This window comes from Acutalibacter sp. JLR.KK004 (assembly GCF_036941085.1).
Lineage (GTDB): Bacteria > Bacillota > Clostridia > Oscillospirales > Acutalibacteraceae > Acutalibacter.
This window is the reverse complement of sequence record NZ_JAYMNQ010000001.1, coordinates 523807-540700: the sequence shown is the minus strand read 5'-3', so window position 1 is coordinate 540700 and position 16894 is coordinate 523807. Positions and strand designations below refer to the sequence as shown.

The window sequence follows — 16894 nt, the reverse complement described above, 5'->3', positions numbered from 1 at the left end:
GGATTCACTATTTCACCGTCTTTCATGACCTGCCATCGTCAGCGCAGGGCGGTCATCCCCTGCGGACTGCCCCAGGGGGCAGTTTCGGCTTATGCGGCTGCAAAATGCCGCTGGTAGTAGGTTTTTACGGCGGGGCTGGAAATGGTATAGCCGTTGATGGTGCAGAACCGAGCAATCATGCTAAAGTTAAGGTTTTGCTGTTCCTCCATAGCGGTCAGCATTTCCTCCACCTTGCGGACGATATCCGGCGGGAAGGTTTCCAGCTTGCACTTGGCGGGGCCATCACTTGCGAAAAAGGGGATCACCTCCGGGGCCGTAGCCGCTGGTGCTGCGGGCTGTGCGGTTTGTGTTGCTTCTTTCACTGTAGCAACAATGATGGATACAATCTGCGTCACCACCTGGGCGGCTACCGCAGCCGCAAACTGCGCCATCTGCTCCATGGTAAAGGGCTGCGCTGCACCCGGCATACTGTAGGTGCCGGTCTTGCGGAGAGTGGGCAGTACCTCATGGGTCACCCAGCGGGTAAACTTTTTGGCCTCCGGCTTGTCCGACCGCAGGATGACTTTGTACAGCCCGGACTCGTTGATAATGGTCATGTTGGGGTTTCCCCGAATACCGCCCGCCAGATGGACGGTATTCTTTTCATCGTCATCCAGCCGCCGCGCTGCATTCCGGTTGTTCTGGATACCTAATACCTGGCACACATCGGCCAACACCCACCACGGCTCGCCGTCTTTCATAACCGTGCGTACCTCGTTGCCCTCGTAGTTGAATGCCTGCATTGCGTTCATAATCTGAACCTCCTGCTGTTTATTTGCCCGGTACATCGTCAAAGATGTCCGTAAGCTTACAGTGTAGTGCTTTCGCTATAGCCCTCGCCCGGATGGGGTAGGTGTAGCTTGTTTGCCTGTATTCAATACGCGAAAGTGCATTTTTAGGGAGTCCAGCAGCCTGGGATAGCTGACATCTGGACAGGCCCGCCTCTTCACGGCGGCGCTGGATTTCTTCTATCTTAGCAACTAACAAGGTGCCACCTCATTTCATTTATTACCCTTAACGGTAACTTTTGTATAAAGTATAGCATACCCAAAAAGGTAAATCAAGAGGTTTTTTTACATTTGTGTTGCCTGAGTAGGTAATCCGTGATATACTAGCTCTAGTCCCACAAATATATCCCCAATCGCTGTGGATAGTCTAAAAATCTAATTGGGAGCAAGAGAGGAAAGTATGACCACAGGACAAGTTATCCGTGAATTGCGCGTAACGCGCAACTTAACACAGAAAGCGTTATCAGAGGCTACAGGAATACCAGTCAGAACACTTATAAATTATGAGAATACTGAAAGAGAACCTAATGCCAAAAATATGGCTATTTTGGAACGGTTTTTCAATGTAAGCGCAGCATATCTGCGTGGTGAAGCAGAAGTCCAGGAAGTGGAGCCAATGGTCAAGGACGCTATGTCTTTAGAAATTGTGCGAGAGAAACTACCTAAAAAGCTACAGGAGTTATCTGCTTTATTAGGAAATGGCAAGGACGCCGAGGTGGAAGTGGCTTATCATGTTGTAGCCGAGCTAACCCATGTCCTCAAGATGGAAAATCAAGTCCAGCGTAACGCAGCCCTGTCTATTCTTCAAGATATGGTTGCGACTACAGTATTCTTTTTGGACAGCTGCGAAAACTGCCAGCGAGATACCGACCCCGCTGGCCGGGTAAATCATGCAAAGAGTGTTGTAAAGACGCACATGGCGCAGGCCCTTTCCAAAGGCGATATTTTTTTGGCTAAATAGATACATCTGTAACTTGATTGCCGATACTATACCACAGACTTTTTCCCTTGTGAGCGTTTTGGGAAGAAATCCCATTTTTCGGGATTTTTCCCGCATTCTGGGATGCCTTTTAGAGCCTCTCCAGAATCGTTTAAGGAACCTAACTTTTCAAGTGATAATAAAAATCAGCGCGGACATTTTGAAAAAATCACGCCCCGGCAAAACAGCCCGAAAACCTAGTGCTTTCAAGGCGCGGACACACTTTCCTAGCGCGGACACAAAATGTCCGCGCTGTTTCCGCTTGAAAGCAAAAAACAAGCCCTTTAAGCGGCGTTTGGGCGTGTTCGCTTAAAGGGCTGTTGTTATTTTCTTAAAAGCTGCTTAAACCGCGCCAATACTAGGTTTGTGCGGTTTCTTAAAAGGTTTCTTGTGTGTCCTTAAACGCTCCTAAAAGGCAAATCTGAGCGGTTGGCAGCCTTGCGCCGCACAGGCCACTTTGGGGCTGAAAACGGGCAAAAAAATTTTGCAATCCCATTTTGCGAGATTGCAAAATTTTCGCTTTCATTCAAGCAGTTTTCCGCGAAAAAACCTAGTATTTAAGCCGTTTCCCGGAGTTTTCCACATTTTTTCATGTTGAAAAGTAGACCCGTCCTGGGTTTCTCACTCTTCACGAAAACTTACAGGTGTCAAGGAGAAGATTGGGAAACTGTTGTTGATCTTAATACAAAAGTGTTGGTAGAATGTGCTGATTCAAAACTTCCATTATTCCATAAGCCTTTAGAAATGCTTGAAGTGCCGACACTATTTGTTGGTAGTAAGGAAGATACAATGTGCCGTAGAAATCTTGAAGAGGAATATAGTCAAATGGAACAGCTTGTATCGAATGGCAGAACATATTTATTCCCAACAGGCAATCATCCCGCCGTGTTATCAAATGCAGAGAAGTTTGCAGATATCGTAAAAGAATTTTTGTTTTCTAAATAATCAAAAAATAGGGCAAGCCCACTTAATAGACCTCTTGCGAAATTAGGCAAAACGGTCAAAATTGCAGATACCAGCAATCAAAGAAAAGCGAAGTGCGAAACGATGCCTGCGGTTGTGATAGCGTTCAGAGAGAATGCGAAATCTTTTGACAAAGCGGATGGCGTGTTCAACCAAGATACGTTCCCTTGAAATCTTGCGGTTATCTTTGCGTTCTTGTTTGGACAACGGATGATTCTTGGAACGCTTTTTTGGCAGGAGGGAATTGGCGTGTATCTGGGCAAGCCCCTGGTATCCGGTATCCGCCTCCAACACCGTTTCTGCCTTGACATGGGCATGAGAGTCCTTGAATAGTTGAAAATCATGCCTCTTTCCGTTAGAAAATGCCAGTGCAATGATTTCTCCGGTTTGAAGGCTGACAAGCATCTGTGTTTTCAGTGTGTGCCGCTTTTTCTTTCCGGAATAGTATCGCTTTTGCTTTTTTTGGTCGTTCAATGGGCGATTCCGTTGCGTCAACCAGAATCACCTCATACTCGGCATCACTTTTCAGCGGCGCTTTCCGTCCTGGCAGCGAAAATGTCCCATCCTTTATCAGCGTGTCTTCCACCCACTTGATCCCTCGGTAGATGTTGCTTTCCGCTATCCCATAACTGGCCGCTATATGGGCATAGGTACGGTATTCCCGCAGATATTCCAGGGTGGCCAGCAGCAGATCCTCTATGCTCAGCTTTGGCGTCCTCCCACGGCGCCGGTGCTTTTCCGCATATCCTTTTTGCAGAATTTCTACCATCTTGTCAAATGTTGCCCGCTTTACCCCGGTAATTCTCCAAAATTTTGTGTTTGAATATTCCGCTAGCTTTTCGTATTTCATGCTTCTATTTTATCGCTCTATTTTTATTTTCGCAAGAGGTCTAGTATTTCTTGCGGTTTCCGCCTTGAAACCGCTCCCTTTGGAACAAAAATTCCGGCACTTCCTCTATTTTCAAACAAGCCCTAGCCCGCAGCGCCCCACAAAAAATCTGGAAGCCTTAAAGTGTGAGATTTCAGAGCAGCGCCCCAGAGCCGTTTGCTTTTTCACCTGAAGAAAATGTGACAGAAAACACCTGCCGCCAAGGAGCCTTTGCGCTCTCTCGGTGGCAGACGCCTCCTGTCATTATGGCGGGTGCAGGAAAGTACCCACGCGAAAAAACATACAACAAAAAAAGAATTATACAGGTTCTTAGCCCTGCTCCCCCTTCATCAGCCCAGCCCCACTGTGCCACGCTTGGCCCACCTTCTCGCCAATGGCATAGTACCCGTTGCGGAACTGGTCGAACACAAATGCGTTCAGCTTGGCGGCATCCACCTTGCCCTTTTCGTCCAGCACGGACTCCTCTGCCAGTACGCCTACGATTTCGCCCAACACATGGTAGTCACCGTTGATTTCTTCCATGCTGACCACCTTGCACTCCACTGTCAAGGGAAATTCAGTGACGATAGGCGCGTCAGCCTTTTCGCTTTTCTCCGCATGCAGGCCGCTGCGGGCAAACTTATCCGGCATCTTATTGGCGCTGGCGATGCCCAAAAAGTCCGCCTCCTTGAGGTGGGCCACGTCCGGCACACTGATGGTAAACGCCTTGCGATTTTTCAAATTAGCACAGGTCTTGTGCTCCCGTTCCAGGTTCAGCGCCACCATATTCCCAGCGCAGATGCCGCCCCAGGCCATCATCATGCTGTCCACGGTATTGTCCTCGTTGTAGGTGTTGATCATCAGGGTGGGCATGGGGAAAAGGTAAGGGTTTACGCCTAAATCTTTTTTCATGGGAATGACCTCCTATATTTTTTTGAAAAGGCTTTACTTTTCGCGTCTCTTTTATTATACTTGTTTTAGAAGGAAATACAAGTACCCACTTCTATGTTATATACTTACTTACAGGGAAGTGTAAAATGGATACAGAAAAGAATATCTCAAAGGCCAATTTTCAAGACACCGGCTTCAGCTACACCCTCTCGCTGGTTTCCGGCAAGTACAAAATGGTCATTCTCTACTGCCTGATGGAGTACGAGCCTGTGCGGTTCAATGAGCTGCAGCGGTACCTGGGCCGAGTTTCCGACAAGACCCTGAGCCAGCACCTGAAAGAGCTGGAGCGGGACAGGCTCATCCACCGGGAGGTCTATCCCCAGATACCCCCCAAGGTGGAGTACAGCCTGACGGAGCGGGGCAAGTCGCTGATGGTAGTGCTGGACCAACTGTGCGATTGGGGGAACGAAAACCGGATGTAATGCCCAAAAGGCATGAACTTATATGCAAAGCAAGCATTGGACATAACTCTCCTTCTGGTGCTAAAATAAAGCCAGAAACCAACAGGAGGGACCGTCCATGTTCACAAACAAAGACCTGAAAAACCTCATCGTCCCGCTGTTCTTAGAGCAGCTTCTGGTGATGCTGGTAGGTATCGCCGACACCTTCATCGTCAGCTACGCGGGGGAAGCCGCTGTCTCCGGAGTGTCCCTGGTGAACTCCTTCAGCACCATCTTTATTTACCTGTTCACGGCCCTGGCCTCGGGTGGCGCCGTCATCATCAGCCAGTATATCGGCCGTGGTGTGAAAGCAGATGCCAGTGAAGCCGCCAGCCAGCTTCTCACCTCCTCCACCCTGTTTTCGTTGGTGATTTCCGTCGTGATATTAGTATTGCACCAGCCCATGCTCAGCCTGCTTTTCGGGCAGGTAGAGCCCGCCGTCATGGACGCCTGCATCATCTATCTGCAAATTTCCGTGTTCTCCTACCCGGCCCTGGCGGTCTACAACGCGGGCGCGGCCTTGTACCGGAGCCTCGGCAAAACCAGCGTCACCATGTACATTTCTATCGCTTCCAACGCGATAAACGTAGTGGGCAACCTAATCGGAGTGTTCGCGCTGAAAGCCGGGGTGGCGGGCGTGGCCTGGCCGACTCTCATTGCCCGGGTGTTCTCGGCGGTGGTTATCACCCTGCTGTGCTTCGGCAAGGGCGTTGACGCGCGCTACACATGGCGGCAGATATGCAAGTGGAACGGGGAATTGATGAAGCGCATCCTGCGCATAGCCGTGCCAAACGGGGTAGAGAACGGCATCTTCCAGTTGGTGAAGGTGGCGCTCTCCAGCGTGGTGGCCTTGTTCGGCACCTACCAGATCGCCGCCAACGGCATCGCCCAGAGCATATGGTCTTTAGCGGCACTGGCCGGGGTGACCATGGGTCCGGTGTTTATCACCGTGATAGGCCAGTGCATGGGCGCGGGGGACACGGCCCAGGCCGAGCACTACTTCAAAAAGCTTCTGAAAATCACCCTGGCCATTTCCCTGGCCTGGAACGCCCTGGTGTTCGCCATCACGCCGATTATGATGAACTTTTACCAGATATCCGGCGAGGCAAAACGCCTGGTCATCATTCTCGTGCTCATTCACAACGTGTTCAACACCGTCGCCTTCCCCATGTCCGGGCCGCTCTCCAACGGCCTGCGGGCCGCCGGGGACATTAAGTTTACTATGATCGTCTCCATCGCGTCCACCATCGGCGGGCGGCTGGTGTTCTCCGTGCTGCTGGCCATAGGCTTAAACTGGGGCGTGATCGGCATCGCGGCGGCTATGTGCTTAGACTGGATCATCCGGGCCGTTATCTTCGCCCTGCGGCTGAAGTCCGGGAAATGGAAGGAATTCAAGGTCATTTGAAATCAAGGAGGAGCCTATGGAACTGCGCGTCCTGCGATACTTTTACATGGTGGCAAGGGAGGAAAACATCACCCGCGCCGCCCAGTTGCTGCACGTGACCCAGCCCACCCTCTCCCGGCAGCTCATGGGGCTGGAGGAAGAACTGGGCACGTCGCTGTTCCACCGGAACAGCCATCGGATTTTGCTGACGGAGGACGGTATGCTCCTAAAGCGCCGGGCCCAAGAACTGCTGGAGCTGGCCGACAAGACCCAGCGGGAATTCCAAAGCCGGGAGGAACTGGCCGGGGAAATCGCCATCGGCTGCGGGGAAACCTGCAACATGGCCCATCTCTCTGACCTGATGGTGTCCTTTCAGGAGCAGCACCCGCTGGTGCAGTTTCGCATCTACAGCGCCACGGCGGACGAGGTAAAGGACCGCATGGAAAACGGCCTGCTGGACATGGGGCTTTTGATGCTGCCGGTAGATATCTCCCGGTACCACACCGTACCCATGCCCCATCGGGAGCGCTGGTGCGCCCTGGTGCGGGAGGACTGCCCTCTGGCGGAACTCCCCCAGGCCACGCCTCAAGACCTGCTCCCCTACCCCCTCATCCTCTCCTGGCGGGAACAGGTAAACGAGCAGGTGCGGGAGTGGTTCGGGGAGTGCTTTGCCCAGGCGAAAGTGGCGGCCCGGTACAACCTTATCACCAACACGGCCATCATGGTCAAGCACCGGGTGGGCGTGGCCCTTTGCTTTGACCTGGGCACCACCTACTATGACAGCCTGGGGCTGGTGCCCCTTTCGCCCAGTTTAGAGAATGGCGCGGTGCTGGCGTGGAAGAAGGAGCAGGCGCGGTCAAGGGCGGTGGAGCAGTTTATCGCCCACGTCAGAAATGCCGCAACGTGACGTTGCATCCAATACGCGCACCTGAGCGCACGGCGCCATGACGTGATAATCCCGCGGTAAACTGTCTGTGTATCAACAGCTATGCCTTTTAGGCATGAACTGAAATAGAAACCAAGTATTGGACTTTTCCCATAACCAGCGGTAAAATGAAAGCGTCCCCAGAGAGAAGGTTTCTCCGGCGGGGGCGCTCATTTCTTTAAGAAGGGAAGCTTGGCAAATGATAAAACAGGAAGCCCTGGCGGGGTTGAGCCTGACCTTGCAAGACATTGGCTTTGCACCGGATGAAGCAGAGAGCTATATGCGTTTGGCGCAGGAGGGGGACAGCACCGGTGCCCAGCGGATGCTCATGCTCAATCAAAAGCGCCGGAGGATGTTGGATGAAATACACTTTCACGAAAAGCAGTTAGACCGGTTGGATTATCTCCGGTATGCGTTACAAAAGGAAAGCATGCCGGAGATACGGATGAATCAGGATAATAAATAAAAATGGGAGGAATCAGCATGAAGTACACAAAGTTAGGCAATTCCGATCTGAACGTTTCCCGCATCTGCATGGGCTGCATGGGCTTTGGCAACGCCCAGACAGGCCAGCATAGCTGGACCCTTGATGAAGAGCATTCCCGGGAGATCCTTAAGCGGGGCCTGGAGCTGGGGGTCAACTTCTTCGACACCGCCATCGGCTACCAGAACGGCACCAGCGAGCAGTTCGTGGGCCGCGCCCTGCGGGACTTTGCGAAACGGGAGGACGTGGTGTTGGCAACGAAATTTGTCCCCCGCAGCGCGGAGGAAATCGAGGCCGGGGTCACTGGACAGCAGCATATCGCCAAACTGCTGGACACCAGCCTTCAGCACTTAGGCATGGATTACGTTGACCTGTACATCTACCATATGTGGGACTACAACACGCCCATATACGACATCATGGAGGGCCTCAACAACGCCGTCAAGGCGGGCAAGGTGCGGTATGTCGGCATTTCAAATGCTTACGCCTACCAGTTGGCAAAGGCTAATGCCATCGCTGAGCAGAACGGCTTTGCGAAGTTCGTGTCCATTCAGGGGCACTACAATCTGATTTTCCGGGAGGAAGAAAGAGAGATGGCAAGGCTCTGCGCCGAGGACAACATCGCCATGACCCCCTACAGCGCCCTGGCTGGCGGCAGGCTCAGTAAACGCCCCGGCGAGACATCCAAGCGTTTGCAGGAGGATAGCTACGCTAAAGGCAAGTATGACGCGATGGCGGAGCAGGACGGGAAGATCATCGCCCGGGTGGCGGAGCTGGCCGACAAGCATGGGGTGAGCATGACAGAGGTTTCCCTTGCGTGGCTGCTGACAAAAGTTACAGCCCCAGTAGTGGGCGCGACAAAACTGCATCACATTGAGGGCGCGGCAAAAGCGGTTGACCTGGAATTGACGGCGGAGGAACTGACCTGCTTAGAAGAGCCTTACGTCCCCCACAAGCTGGTGGGCGTGATGGCGCAGAACACGCCTGCTGTGGCGGGGCAGAAGCAGGTGTGGTCGCTGAACAACAAATAAATTTGATGTTTATGGAATAGCGGGAGGACATCAGCATGGAAAATCTGCGGAAAACAGATCCGGAATTTATGGAGCGCTTTGAGAATTTTGCCTTTGCGGAAGTCCCCGGCGAGGATGGCCAGCGGCTGGACGAGGAAACCCGCTGGCTGGCAGTTTTAGCCACCCTGCTGGGCTGCCAGGGCATAGACGCGTACAGGACCATGCTGCCAAAAGCCCTGGACGGGGGCCTCTCCCCGGTGCAGGTAAAAGAGGTGGTCTACCAGGCGTTTGACTACCTGGGTATGGGCCGGGTATGGCCGTTTCTGGCAGCCACAAATGAGATACTGACCAGCCGCAGCGTAGAGCTGCCCCTGCCCGGTCAGGCGACCACCACCATGGAAAACCGCCTGGAAATGGGCGCCCAGGCCCAGGCGGAGATCTTCGGCGAACACATGAAAGAGGCGTGGAAGGCTGGGCACATCAACCGCTGGCTGGCGGCAAACTGCTTTGGGGATTACTACACTCGCACGGGTTTGACTTTAGCCCAGCGGGAGATGATAACCTTCTGTTTCCTGGCGGCCCAGGGCGGGTGTGAGTCCCAGCTCGCCGCCCATGCCAAAGGCAACATGAACATGGGCAACAGCAAGGATTTCCTTATCAAAGTCGTGTCCCAGTGTCTGCCCTACATTGGCTACCCCCGGAGCTTGAACGCTATCGCCTGTGTGAACAAGGCGGCGGAGCAATAGAAAAATCGAAACAAGTGCAGCAAACAAGCGCCCCTGATAAAATGGGGGCGCTTGATTTATCAAAAAATGTACGGACACTTCGTCAGAGCAGTTGGTATTGGGGTGCGTCCAGGGGGGACTTCCGGATAGCTTGAACAAAAAGGATATAAAGTTATGGCATGATTACACGCAGAATTCCGTTCCCAAACATTAGGGCTTGTTTGAAAATAGAGGAAATGACGAATTTTTGATTCAGAAGTGGTCAGATTCCAGGAAAAAACCGCAAGCCAACCTGCCGGTTGGCGAGGATTTTTGACGCAGAATAGGGCCGCTTATGGGCAAAAAGACAGCGCTTTCGATTTTTCAAACAAGACCTAGCCTGCACAAAACAAAAAGTTCTTCCAGTTTGCTAAAAACAGCAGGATATCCGGGCACTCCTCCGAATGCCCGGATATCCTGTCCGTATTTTTACGCTGCGTCATGCTCCTGGACAGACTGGCTGGCAATGGCCCTGCCCTGTTCCACCATGGTCTGGGCAAAAATCCCATACCCCATAGCCGGATCTTCTGTAAACACATGTGTTACGGCTCCCGCAAGTTTCCCGTTCTGCAGGATAGGCGCGCCGCTCATTCCCTGCACAATGCCTCCCGTAGCTTCCAGGAGCCGGGGATCTGTCACCCGGAGCACAAGGTTTTTGGTGGGCTGGTCGCGGCTGGCGATCCCCTCAATTTTTGCCTCATAGAGCCTGGGGCCGTTTTCGTCGATGCTCAGGAGAAGCTTTACCGCCCCCTCCTGTACCTCTTCCCGGGGCAGCACAGTCAGGGCCGTCCCAGTAGGCGGGGTGTCCAGAGTGCCGTATACGCCGGTTTCGTTATTGGCAAGAAGCCTGCCTAAGGACTCATCAGAGGAGAAATATCCCCGGAGCTGGCCCGGGCTTTGGGGCAGGCCCTTTGTCACCCCGCAGAGGGTGATGGGGGCCGGTTCGCCGCTTTTCAGGGCCATCACGCCTCCCGCGTCCATATCGCATATGCCATGGCCCAGGCCCGCGAACATGCCGCTTTGGGGATCGTAAAAGGTGAGGGTGCCCACGCCGGCAGCGCTGTCCCGCACCCAGATGCCGGTTTTAAAGGCCCCTTCGCCGTATACAGGGTTCACAGTGGCCTCAAACTGTTCTTCCCCCCGCTTCACCAGAAAGCGGATGGGTTTGCCGCCGCTTACCCCGATATATTTTGCCAGGGCGGCGTTGCTCTGGATTTCCATGCCGTCTGCCTCTACCAGATAGTCCCCAGGCAGCAGCCCCGCTTCAGCAGCCGGGCAGCACACCCCGTTTTCCGTGTAGATGTCTGACAGGGAGGCCACAATTACCCCGTCTGTAAAAAGCTTAATGCCAAAGGCAGAGCCAAGGGGAATGACGGAAAGCTCCCCGCTGTCCGCCGCAGCCGCAGCCGGGGACGCAGGCATGTCATAGCTTTGCTCCCCGTTAAAAGCCGAGGCCTCCAGGGCCTGGGCCGCTCCCGGGCCCATAAGCCCCAGGGTGCCCAGCATGCACACCGCTGTAAGCCCGACGCTGAGGGAAAAGAACCGCACTGCCCTGCAAAAGGTTCCCAGCCCTTTTTTCATTGGTTTCATGGTTTCAAAGCTCCTTTCCGGGGTAAAATTGAAAACAAAAAAACAAGCCGCTTGTTTTCGCCCCGCATTTACCTTTTGCAAAAACAGCCCTTTTTATTTTGGCAATTAAAAACGCCCCTGCACACAGAATGCAGGAGCGAGAATTTTTGGTCTGCCGCATCTATCGGGCATTGGCGCCAGGCTGGCTGCTGCCAAGCCTTTGCCCGATAGAAGGGACAGTAAGTTAGAAAAAATTTGAAAAAGAGTGAGATGATATTTTATGTTTCCGGGTTACCGTTTTGTTTAACTTCCCTTCATGTATCACTTCCTTTCTTGATGCTGACAGTATTGTACCCCATAATTATGAAGGGGGATTCACGATTATTTGAAGTTTTCGTAAGTAAATTGTGAACGCTATTTGAATGAATTATACAGTTTGCCGAATTTCCAGAAAAACCCTGTGATTTAGCCGTTTAAAGCGGCATTTTCTGTTGAACCGCCGGTCTTTTTGTGGTATGATTTTAATATGCTCAGATGCAGGAGGGAAACGCTATGGACATCCTGACGCACCGCATCACCATTATCTGCGGCCATTATGGCTGCGGCAAAACCAATCTGGCCCTGAACCTGGCCCTGGAGGCAGCGGAGCAAGGAGGGCCTGTCACCGTGGTGGATTTGGATATTGTAAACCCCTACTTCCGATCTTCTGAATACAGGGGGCTGCTGGGCAGTTCCGGCGTCCGGCTTATCGCCCCGGTGTTTGCCGGAACCACCCTGGATACCCCCACCCTGCCCCCGGAAATCTCCTCCATTTTTGAGGAGGACGCTGGGAAAGTGTTTATCGACGCCGGCGGGGATGACGCGGGGGTTACCGCCCTGGGCGGGCTGCACCAGCGGCTTACCGCAGCAGGCTATGCCATGCTGTATGTGATAAACCGCTACAGGGCCTTATCCCAGACCCCGGAGGAAGCGGCAGCGCTGCTGAAAGAGATTGAAGGTGCCTGCCGGCTGAAGGCCGGAGGGATTGTGAACAACTCCCACCTGGGGGCGGAAACGCAGATGCAGGATGTGCTGGAAGCCCTGCCTTTTGGAGAGAAAACAGCGGCGCTGACCCATCTGCCCCTGCTTTTTTCCACTGTGCCGGATTTCGCCGCCATGGGCGGCAGCGTGCCGGAAGGTTTCAAGTCCATAAAAAGGCTCGTGACCTTCGCGTGGGAATAAGCGCTGCACTATACCCATATAACAAATACACAATATGTAAAAGTGATTTTAGGATCAACCCCTTTTTTAAAAGGGGTTGCAGGGTTTGGGACAGAGTCCCAATGTCTTAGACAGAAGGAGGGAAGAATATGGCTAGGATACTCGTAGACGAGAAGGTGTGCAAGGGCTGTTCCATGTGCGTAAACGCCTGCCCGCTGCACCTCATCGCGCTGTGTACAGATGTGCTCAACAGCAAGGGCTACCACCCCGCCAGGCTGATGGAGCCGGAAAAGTGCGTGGGCTGCGCCGCCTGCGCAACCATGTGCCCGGACACGGCTATCACCGTAGAAAAGTAAAGCATATTGGGAAAGGAAGAATACTCTATGAAGGTTTTGATGAAAGGCAACGAGGCCTTGGCTGAAGCCGCCATCCGGGCGGGGTGCCGCCACTTTTTCGGCTACCCCATCACCCCCCAGACAGAGCTTGCGGCCTATATGTCCAAGCGTATGCCGAAAATAGGCGGTACATATTTGCAGGCTGAATCGGAAATTGCCGCTGTGAACATGGTGCTGGGGGCTGCCGCCGCCGGCGTGCGGGCCATGACCTCCTCCTCCTCCCCTGGCGTGAGCCTGAAGGGCGAGGGCATCTCCTATATGGCGGGTTCCGACCTGCCCGCCCTGATTATCAATGTCCAGCGTGGCGGCCCGGGCCTGGGAGGCATCCAGCCCAGCCAGGCGGACTACTGGCAGGCTACCAAGGCCACAGGCCATGGGGATTTCCAAATCCTGGTGCTGGCCCCCTCCACCGTGCAGGAGATGGTGGACTTGGTGTCCGACGCCTTTGACTTAGCCGACAAATACCGTATGCCCGCCATGATTCTGGCAGACGGCATGCTGGGCCAGATGATGGAGCCTGTCTCCCTGCCGGAAGAGGGGGAAAAGGCCCTGGCGGAGAAGCCCTGGGCCGCCTGCGGCCATGAGGGCAAGCGTGCCCATAACATTGTAAACTCCCTGTACCTGACCCCCGACAAGCTGGAGGAGCTGGTAAAGGAGCGCTTTGTCCGGTATGAAACCATCAAGCAGAACGAGCAGCGGGCGGAGGAATACATGGTTGATGACGCGGACGTGGTGGTGGTAGCTTACGGCGCCTCCTCCCGCGTGGCCCGGGGCGCTGTGAACAAGGCCCGGGAAATGGGCCTGAAGGCCGGGCTTATCCGGCCCGTCACCCTGTGGCCCTTCCCCACAGACGCTTTAAACCGCGCCGCGGCCCATGTGAAGAACTTCCTGGTGGTGGAGATGAGCATGGGCCAGATGGTAGACGATGTGAAGCTTGCCATAGGCTGCCAGAAGCCCGTCTGCTTCTATGGCCGCACCGGCGGCATGATCCCCACCCCCGCCGAGGTGCTGGAGCAGATAAAAGCCCTGGTGTAACCCCCCAGGGGCGCCGCCCCTGTACCCCGCTTAGGGGCCAGGCCCCTAAGAACTTCACGCTTCGCTTCCCGCGCATCGGCTGGGCGCAGACCGCTGCCCCCATGCCCGCGCTGCTGCTTTGAGGTACAACAGTGTTAGAATTTTTTATAGAATTTATTGCGGATTTTGTTGGCGAAATGCTTTCCGCAGGTATTGGACATATTGTTGCCCGCTTGGCGGGGAAGTCAAAGAGAAAAAACTAGAAAGGATGCTTTGAATATATGCAAACCGTATTCCAAAAGCCGTCTGTCCTGACAGACGTGCCTATGCACTACTGCCCCGGCTGCACCCATGGCATCGTCCACCGGCTGGTGGCCCAGGCTTTGGAGGAGCTGGGCGCAGAGGGAAAAGCCGTAGGCGTGGCCTCTGTGGGCTGCTCTGTTATGTGCTACGATTATTTTAGCTGCGACATGGTGCAGGCTCCCCACGGCAGGGCACAGGCCGTTGCCACAGGCTTGAAACGGGCCAAGCCTGAAAACGTCATCTTCACCTACCAGGGCGACGGCGACCTTGCCGCCATCGGCACTGCCGAAACAGTACACGCCGCCACCCGGGGAGAAAACATCACCGTTATCTTTATCAACAACGCCATTTACGGCATGACCGGCGGGCAGATGGCCCCCACCTCCCTGCCCGGGCAGGTTACCCAGACCACCCCTTACGGCCGCGACACCAACACCGCCGGGTATCCTGTGAAGGTGTGCGAAATGCTGTCCACCCTGGACGGCGTGGCCCTGGCCCAGCGGGTGACAGTGAACAATGTGAAGAACGTGAACATTGCCCGCAAGGCCATTAAGAAAGCCTTCCAGAACCAGCTTGAGGGCAAGGGGTATTCTATTGTGGAAGTGCTCTCCACCTGCCCCACCAACTGGGGCCTGTCCCCCATTGAAGCCTTAAAGTGGCTGGAGGACAATATGCTGCCTTACTATCCCCTGGGCGTGTACAAGGACATAGAGGGGGGCGTAAAGAAATGAAAGATTTAAATATCGTTTTTGCTGGCTTCGGCGGCCAGGGTGTGCTATTCGCTGGGAAAGTAGCAGCTTACGCCGGCCTGCTGGAGAACAAGGAAATCTCCTGGCTGCCCTCCTATGGCCCGGAAATGCGGGGGGGCACTGCAAACTGCAGCGTCTGCATTTCCGACGAGCCTATCGGCTCTCCCCTGGTGACAGCCCCCAATGTGCTGGTGGCCATGAACCTGCCCTCCCTGGACAAATTTATCGACACAGTGGAGCCGGGGGGCACGGTGCTCATTGACAGCTCCCTCATTGACAAGAAGGTGGAGCGCACCGACGTAACCGTATACTACGTGCCCTCCTCCGCCCTGGCAGAGGAAAACGGCCTGAAGGGCCTTTCCAACATGATCCTTATCGGGAAGCTGTTCCAGGAGGTGTGCTGTGCCGGGGGCGACTACCATTTCTGCACAGAGGAAACCCTGGACAACGCCATCCAGAAGTGCATCCCGCCCAAGAAGGCCAATATGCTGGATTTTAACCGCAAGGCCATTGCCATTGGGCAGAAGGCATAACCCCCTTAGGGCGTGTTCACATAAGCGCTTGCAAGCGTCTTTTTGGCGGTTTTTTGCCATCTTCTTCGCCAAAAATTCTTGAGGTACGCAAGTACATCTGCGAATTCTTGACTTGATTCTGCCAAAAACCTGCTCAAAAATCCACATACTCATCTTATGTGAACACGCCCTAAAACCGCAAAAAAACAGGAGAGCCGGGAAAATCCGGGCTTTCCTGCTTTTTGTTTTCATTGTTAAATCTCTATATGCTCCTTTTCCTGCTGCTCCGCTTCATTTGTTTCGTGAAGGGCTTCCTGAAATCCCAGGTTTTTTGTCCGGCTCCTCCCACTGCTGGTTATACGTCTGGGCACGTTTATCGTACCTCTTCTTCAGTTGATCTGCCGTAAGCCCTGGCCGGATAGCATCTCCATACATGGTTTTTCCAATTTCAGCCATCAGAGTCAAGCCCATCAACAGCGGCGAAATATCCATTCCGTTTTTTACAAATCTCTGAATCCTCATCATGTACGGTATGGAAAGAGAGTGCTTTTTTGCGGACGCCAGAACCATCAGCCCCGGCGCGCCGCCTTTCCTTATTTCACAGCAATGGCCTCGATTTCACAGAGTACGCCTTTGGGCAGCGCCTTAACCGCCACGCAGCTCCGGGCGGGTTTTGAGGTGAAATATCCGGCATACACCTCGTTGAAAGCGGCAAAATCCCCCATATCAGCCAGGAAGCAGGTGGTTTTGAACACCTTGGAGAAATCTGAGCCTGCCGCAGCCAGCACAGCTCCCACATTTTCGCAGCTCTGCCGGGCTTGGGCGGAAATGCCCTCTGGCACATCGCCAGTGGCAGGATCTACAGGGATTTGCCCGGAGGTATACACCAGGCCGTTTACTTCATACCCCTGGGAATAAGGCCCTATGGCGGCAGGGGCCTTGCTTGTTTCCAGTACGTTCATAAACAACATCCTTCCTTTTGTGGATTTTCAAAAATACCGGGCAGGGACTACAGGAAAAAAACGCCGTCAGTCAGCCAATAAGGCAGCAGGCAGTTTTTCTCCAGAATGGACATAATTTCCAGCAGCAGGCCCACAGCAGAGATGACAACGCCTGCCACAGCCAGCCCCCTTTGCTTGTTCCCCCAAAAGCCGGCAAGGGATGCAACAAGCCCTAAGGGCAGCAGCAGGATGCCGGCCCGGAAATAGCCGGTCAGCGCGGCGGTGAAGCCCAGCACCGTGAGCACGTCTGCCCAGGTGTAGGTTTTGGGGACAAACGCAGGGCGCGGAGGGCTGGGGACAAAGGGCCGCCCCGCAAAAGGCGGGACTGGAGGCAGGCTGCCCATCTGCACGGGAGGGGCGGCCTGGGCAGGCGGGGGCAGCGGCTGCTGCCGGGTGAGATCGGCGCCGCAGGCACACTGGGCCTGCTCATCACCATGCAAAGCGCCGCAGACAGGGCATTGTTTCATGCAGATCGCTCCTTTCCAAACAGAAACTGTTTTCTGGCTGCGCGGCCATATTCCCATGGCCTTTGCCATCTTTTATCGCGAAAAATACC

General features: G+C 54.1%; 21 protein-coding genes and 1 other RNA gene. 13 read left to right on the top strand and 9 right to left on the bottom strand.

Annotated elements, in window-relative coordinates; translation table 11 throughout:
* Positions 1 to 23: 23 nt before the first annotated feature.
* The 3 genes from VSQ30_RS03035 to VSQ30_RS20590 all read right to left on the bottom strand — a co-directional run bounded on the left by VSQ30_RS03035 (position 24) and on the right by VSQ30_RS20590 (position 1026).
* Positions 24 to 90: hammerhead ribozyme type II (locus VSQ30_RS03035), an RNA gene on the bottom strand.
* Entirely contained in the window at positions 90 to 791 is a 702-nt protein-coding gene (locus VSQ30_RS03030; protein WP_334461902.1) for a BRO-N domain-containing protein, read from the bottom strand. Before VSQ30_RS03030 ends, VSQ30_RS03035 begins: the two co-directional genes overlap by 1 nt.
* 19 nt (positions 792 to 810) lie before the next feature.
* Positions 811 to 1026 carry a helix-turn-helix transcriptional regulator gene (locus VSQ30_RS20590; RefSeq protein ID WP_350339941.1) on the bottom strand — a complete coding sequence of 72 codons (216 nt, stop codon included), beginning with the start codon at positions 1024 to 1026 and terminating at the stop codon, positions 811 to 813.
* A 201-nt stretch (positions 1027 to 1227) separates the two neighbouring features.
* On the opposite strand from VSQ30_RS20590, the gene VSQ30_RS03025 reads away from it, so the two are divergent.
* Together VSQ30_RS03025 and VSQ30_RS03020 are read left to right on the top strand one after the other, a co-directional pair.
* Entirely contained in the window at positions 1228 to 1788 is a 561-nt protein-coding gene (locus VSQ30_RS03025; protein ID WP_334461901.1) for a helix-turn-helix domain-containing protein, read from the top strand.
* A 762-nt stretch (positions 1789 to 2550) separates the two neighbouring features.
* Positions 2551 to 2751, top strand: coding sequence for an alpha/beta fold hydrolase (locus VSQ30_RS03020; RefSeq protein WP_334461899.1), 201 nt, complete (start codon positions 2551 to 2553; stop codon positions 2749 to 2751).
* Positions 2752 to 2793: 42 nt separating this feature from the next.
* On the opposite strand, the gene VSQ30_RS03015 is transcribed toward VSQ30_RS03020, so the two are convergent.
* Both VSQ30_RS03015 and VSQ30_RS03010 read right to left on the bottom strand, forming a co-directional pair.
* A protein-coding gene (locus VSQ30_RS03015; RefSeq protein ID WP_334461898.1) for an IS5 family transposase occupies positions 2794 to 3619 on the bottom strand; the annotation gives its coding sequence in 2 pieces (ribosomal slippage) (positions 2794 to 3232 and positions 3231 to 3619; 828 coding nt in all).
* Between the two features lie 348 nt (positions 3620 to 3967).
* The gene (locus tag VSQ30_RS03010) at positions 3968 to 4549 is read right to left on the bottom strand and encodes a flavin reductase family protein (protein ID WP_334461895.1); all 582 of its coding nucleotides are present in this window, start codon (positions 4547 to 4549) and stop codon (positions 3968 to 3970) included.
* Between the two features lie 125 nt (positions 4550 to 4674).
* Between VSQ30_RS03010 and VSQ30_RS03005 the strand changes: the two genes are divergently transcribed.
* The 6 genes from VSQ30_RS03005 (at position 4675) to VSQ30_RS02980 (ending at position 9577) form a co-directional block, all read left to right on the top strand.
* A complete protein-coding gene (locus VSQ30_RS03005) occupies positions 4675 to 5010 on the top strand; it encodes a winged helix-turn-helix transcriptional regulator (protein ID WP_334461893.1) in 336 nt (111 codons plus the stop codon).
* Positions 5011 to 5107: 97 nt separating this feature from the next.
* Entirely contained in the window at positions 5108 to 6433 is a 1326-nt protein-coding gene (locus tag VSQ30_RS03000; protein ID WP_334461892.1) for an MATE family efflux transporter, read from the top strand.
* Positions 6434 to 6449: 16 nt separating this feature from the next.
* Positions 6450 to 7319: a LysR family transcriptional regulator gene (locus VSQ30_RS02995; RefSeq protein ID WP_160644631.1), complete on the top strand. Its 870-nt coding sequence runs from the start codon at positions 6450 to 6452 to the stop codon at positions 7317 to 7319.
* Positions 7320 to 7536: 217 nt separating this feature from the next.
* The gene (locus tag VSQ30_RS02990) at positions 7537 to 7803 is read left to right on the top strand and encodes a MerR family transcriptional regulator (protein ID WP_334461889.1); all 267 of its coding nucleotides are present in this window, start codon (positions 7537 to 7539) and stop codon (positions 7801 to 7803) included.
* A gap of 17 nt (positions 7804 to 7820) precedes the next feature.
* On the top strand, positions 7821 to 8852 hold the full coding sequence (locus tag VSQ30_RS02985) for an aldo/keto reductase (protein WP_334461887.1): 1032 nt from the start codon (positions 7821 to 7823) through the stop codon (positions 8850 to 8852).
* A gap of 35 nt (positions 8853 to 8887) precedes the next feature.
* A complete protein-coding gene (locus VSQ30_RS02980) occupies positions 8888 to 9577 on the top strand; it encodes a carboxymuconolactone decarboxylase family protein (RefSeq protein WP_334461886.1) in 690 nt (229 codons plus the stop codon).
* Positions 9578 to 10024: 447 nt separating this feature from the next.
* On the opposite strand, the gene VSQ30_RS02975 is transcribed toward VSQ30_RS02980, so the two are convergent.
* Positions 10025 to 11185 carry a SpoIVB peptidase S55 domain-containing protein gene (locus VSQ30_RS02975; protein WP_334461885.1) on the bottom strand — a complete coding sequence of 387 codons (1161 nt, stop codon included), beginning with the start codon at positions 11183 to 11185 and terminating at the stop codon, positions 10025 to 10027.
* A 531-nt stretch (positions 11186 to 11716) separates the two neighbouring features.
* Between VSQ30_RS02975 and VSQ30_RS02970 the strand changes: the two genes are divergently transcribed.
* The 5 genes from VSQ30_RS02970 (at position 11717) to VSQ30_RS02950 (ending at position 15358) form a co-directional block, all read left to right on the top strand.
* On the top strand, positions 11717 to 12385 hold the full coding sequence (locus tag VSQ30_RS02970) for a ParA family protein (RefSeq protein WP_334461883.1): 669 nt from the start codon (positions 11717 to 11719) through the stop codon (positions 12383 to 12385).
* 128 nt (positions 12386 to 12513) lie between these two features.
* Positions 12514 to 12720 carry a 4Fe-4S binding protein gene (locus VSQ30_RS02965; RefSeq protein WP_160642226.1) on the top strand — a complete coding sequence of 69 codons (207 nt, stop codon included), beginning with the start codon at positions 12514 to 12516 and terminating at the stop codon, positions 12718 to 12720.
* 27 nt (positions 12721 to 12747) lie between these two features.
* Positions 12748 to 13794, top strand: a complete 1047-nt coding sequence (locus VSQ30_RS02960) for a 3-methyl-2-oxobutanoate dehydrogenase subunit VorB (RefSeq protein ID WP_334461882.1) — start codon at positions 12748 to 12750, stop codon at positions 13792 to 13794.
* A 260-nt stretch (positions 13795 to 14054) separates the two neighbouring features.
* A complete protein-coding gene (locus VSQ30_RS02955; RefSeq protein WP_160642228.1) occupies positions 14055 to 14807 on the top strand; it encodes a thiamine pyrophosphate-dependent enzyme in 753 nt (250 codons plus the stop codon).
* Positions 14804 to 15358, top strand: coding sequence for a 2-oxoacid:ferredoxin oxidoreductase subunit gamma family protein (locus tag VSQ30_RS02950; protein ID WP_334461879.1), 555 nt, complete (start codon positions 14804 to 14806; stop codon positions 15356 to 15358). The genes VSQ30_RS02955 and VSQ30_RS02950 overlap by 4 nt, the downstream gene beginning before the upstream one ends.
* Before the next feature lie 270 nt (positions 15359 to 15628).
* Here the strand turns inward: VSQ30_RS02950 and VSQ30_RS02945 are convergent, their stop codons facing one another.
* Genes VSQ30_RS02945 through VSQ30_RS02935 form a run of 3 tightly spaced genes read right to left on the bottom strand, consistent with a single transcriptional unit; the run spans position 15629 to position 16805 of the window.
* Positions 15629 to 15907 carry a hypothetical protein gene (locus tag VSQ30_RS02945; protein ID WP_160642230.1) on the bottom strand — a complete coding sequence of 93 codons (279 nt, stop codon included), beginning with the start codon at positions 15905 to 15907 and terminating at the stop codon, positions 15629 to 15631.
* 23 nt (positions 15908 to 15930) lie between these two features.
* On the bottom strand, positions 15931 to 16299 hold the full coding sequence (locus tag VSQ30_RS02940; protein ID WP_160642231.1) for a RidA family protein: 369 nt from the start codon (positions 16297 to 16299) through the stop codon (positions 15931 to 15933).
* Between the two features lie 47 nt (positions 16300 to 16346).
* Positions 16347 to 16805: a hypothetical protein gene (locus VSQ30_RS02935; RefSeq protein WP_160642232.1), complete on the bottom strand. Its 459-nt coding sequence runs from the start codon at positions 16803 to 16805 to the stop codon at positions 16347 to 16349.
* Between the last annotated feature and the right edge of the window lie 89 nt (positions 16806 to 16894).

Bases quoted from the DNA above. Each gene is read 5' to 3' on its own strand.
- VSQ30_RS02975 (WP_334461885.1), bottom strand. From the start codon at position 11,185: ATGAAACCAATGAAAAAAGGGCTGGGAACCTTTTGCAGGGCAGTGCGG.
- VSQ30_RS02985 (WP_334461887.1), top strand. From the start codon at position 7,821: ATGAAGTACACAAAGTTAGGCAATTCCGATCTGAACGTTTCCCGCATC.
- VSQ30_RS02935 (WP_160642232.1), bottom strand. From the start codon at position 16,805: ATGAAACAATGCCCTGTCTGCGGCGCTTTGCATGGTGATGAGCAGGCC.
- VSQ30_RS02960 (WP_334461882.1), top strand. From the start codon at position 12,748: ATGAAGGTTTTGATGAAAGGCAACGAGGCCTTGGCTGAAGCCGCCATC.
- VSQ30_RS03020 (WP_334461899.1), top strand. From the start codon at position 2,551: ATGCTTGAAGTGCCGACACTATTTGTTGGTAGTAAGGAAGATACAATG.
- VSQ30_RS02995 (WP_160644631.1), top strand. From the start codon at position 6,450: ATGGAACTGCGCGTCCTGCGATACTTTTACATGGTGGCAAGGGAGGAA.
- VSQ30_RS03030 (WP_334461902.1), bottom strand. From the start codon at position 791: ATGAACGCAATGCAGGCATTCAACTACGAGGGCAACGAGGTACGCACG.
- VSQ30_RS02970 (WP_334461883.1), top strand. From the start codon at position 11,717: ATGGACATCCTGACGCACCGCATCACCATTATCTGCGGCCATTATGGC.
- VSQ30_RS03005 (WP_334461893.1), top strand. From the start codon at position 4,675: ATGGATACAGAAAAGAATATCTCAAAGGCCAATTTTCAAGACACCGGC.
- VSQ30_RS02945 (WP_160642230.1), bottom strand. From the start codon at position 15,907: ATGGTTCTGGCGTCCGCAAAAAAGCACTCTCTTTCCATACCGTACATG.
- VSQ30_RS03025 (WP_334461901.1), top strand. From the start codon at position 1,228: ATGACCACAGGACAAGTTATCCGTGAATTGCGCGTAACGCGCAACTTA.
- VSQ30_RS02950 (WP_334461879.1), top strand. From the start codon at position 14,804: ATGAAAGATTTAAATATCGTTTTTGCTGGCTTCGGCGGCCAGGGTGTG.
- VSQ30_RS02980 (WP_334461886.1), top strand. From the start codon at position 8,888: ATGGAAAATCTGCGGAAAACAGATCCGGAATTTATGGAGCGCTTTGAG.
- VSQ30_RS02940 (WP_160642231.1), bottom strand. From the start codon at position 16,299: ATGAACGTACTGGAAACAAGCAAGGCCCCTGCCGCCATAGGGCCTTAT.
- VSQ30_RS02955 (WP_160642228.1), top strand. From the start codon at position 14,055: ATGCAAACCGTATTCCAAAAGCCGTCTGTCCTGACAGACGTGCCTATG.
- VSQ30_RS02990 (WP_334461889.1), top strand. From the start codon at position 7,537: ATGATAAAACAGGAAGCCCTGGCGGGGTTGAGCCTGACCTTGCAAGAC.
- VSQ30_RS03000 (WP_334461892.1), top strand. From the start codon at position 5,108: ATGTTCACAAACAAAGACCTGAAAAACCTCATCGTCCCGCTGTTCTTA.
- VSQ30_RS03010 (WP_334461895.1), bottom strand. From the start codon at position 4,549: ATGAAAAAAGATTTAGGCGTAAACCCTTACCTTTTCCCCATGCCCACC.
- VSQ30_RS02965 (WP_160642226.1), top strand. From the start codon at position 12,514: ATGGCTAGGATACTCGTAGACGAGAAGGTGTGCAAGGGCTGTTCCATG.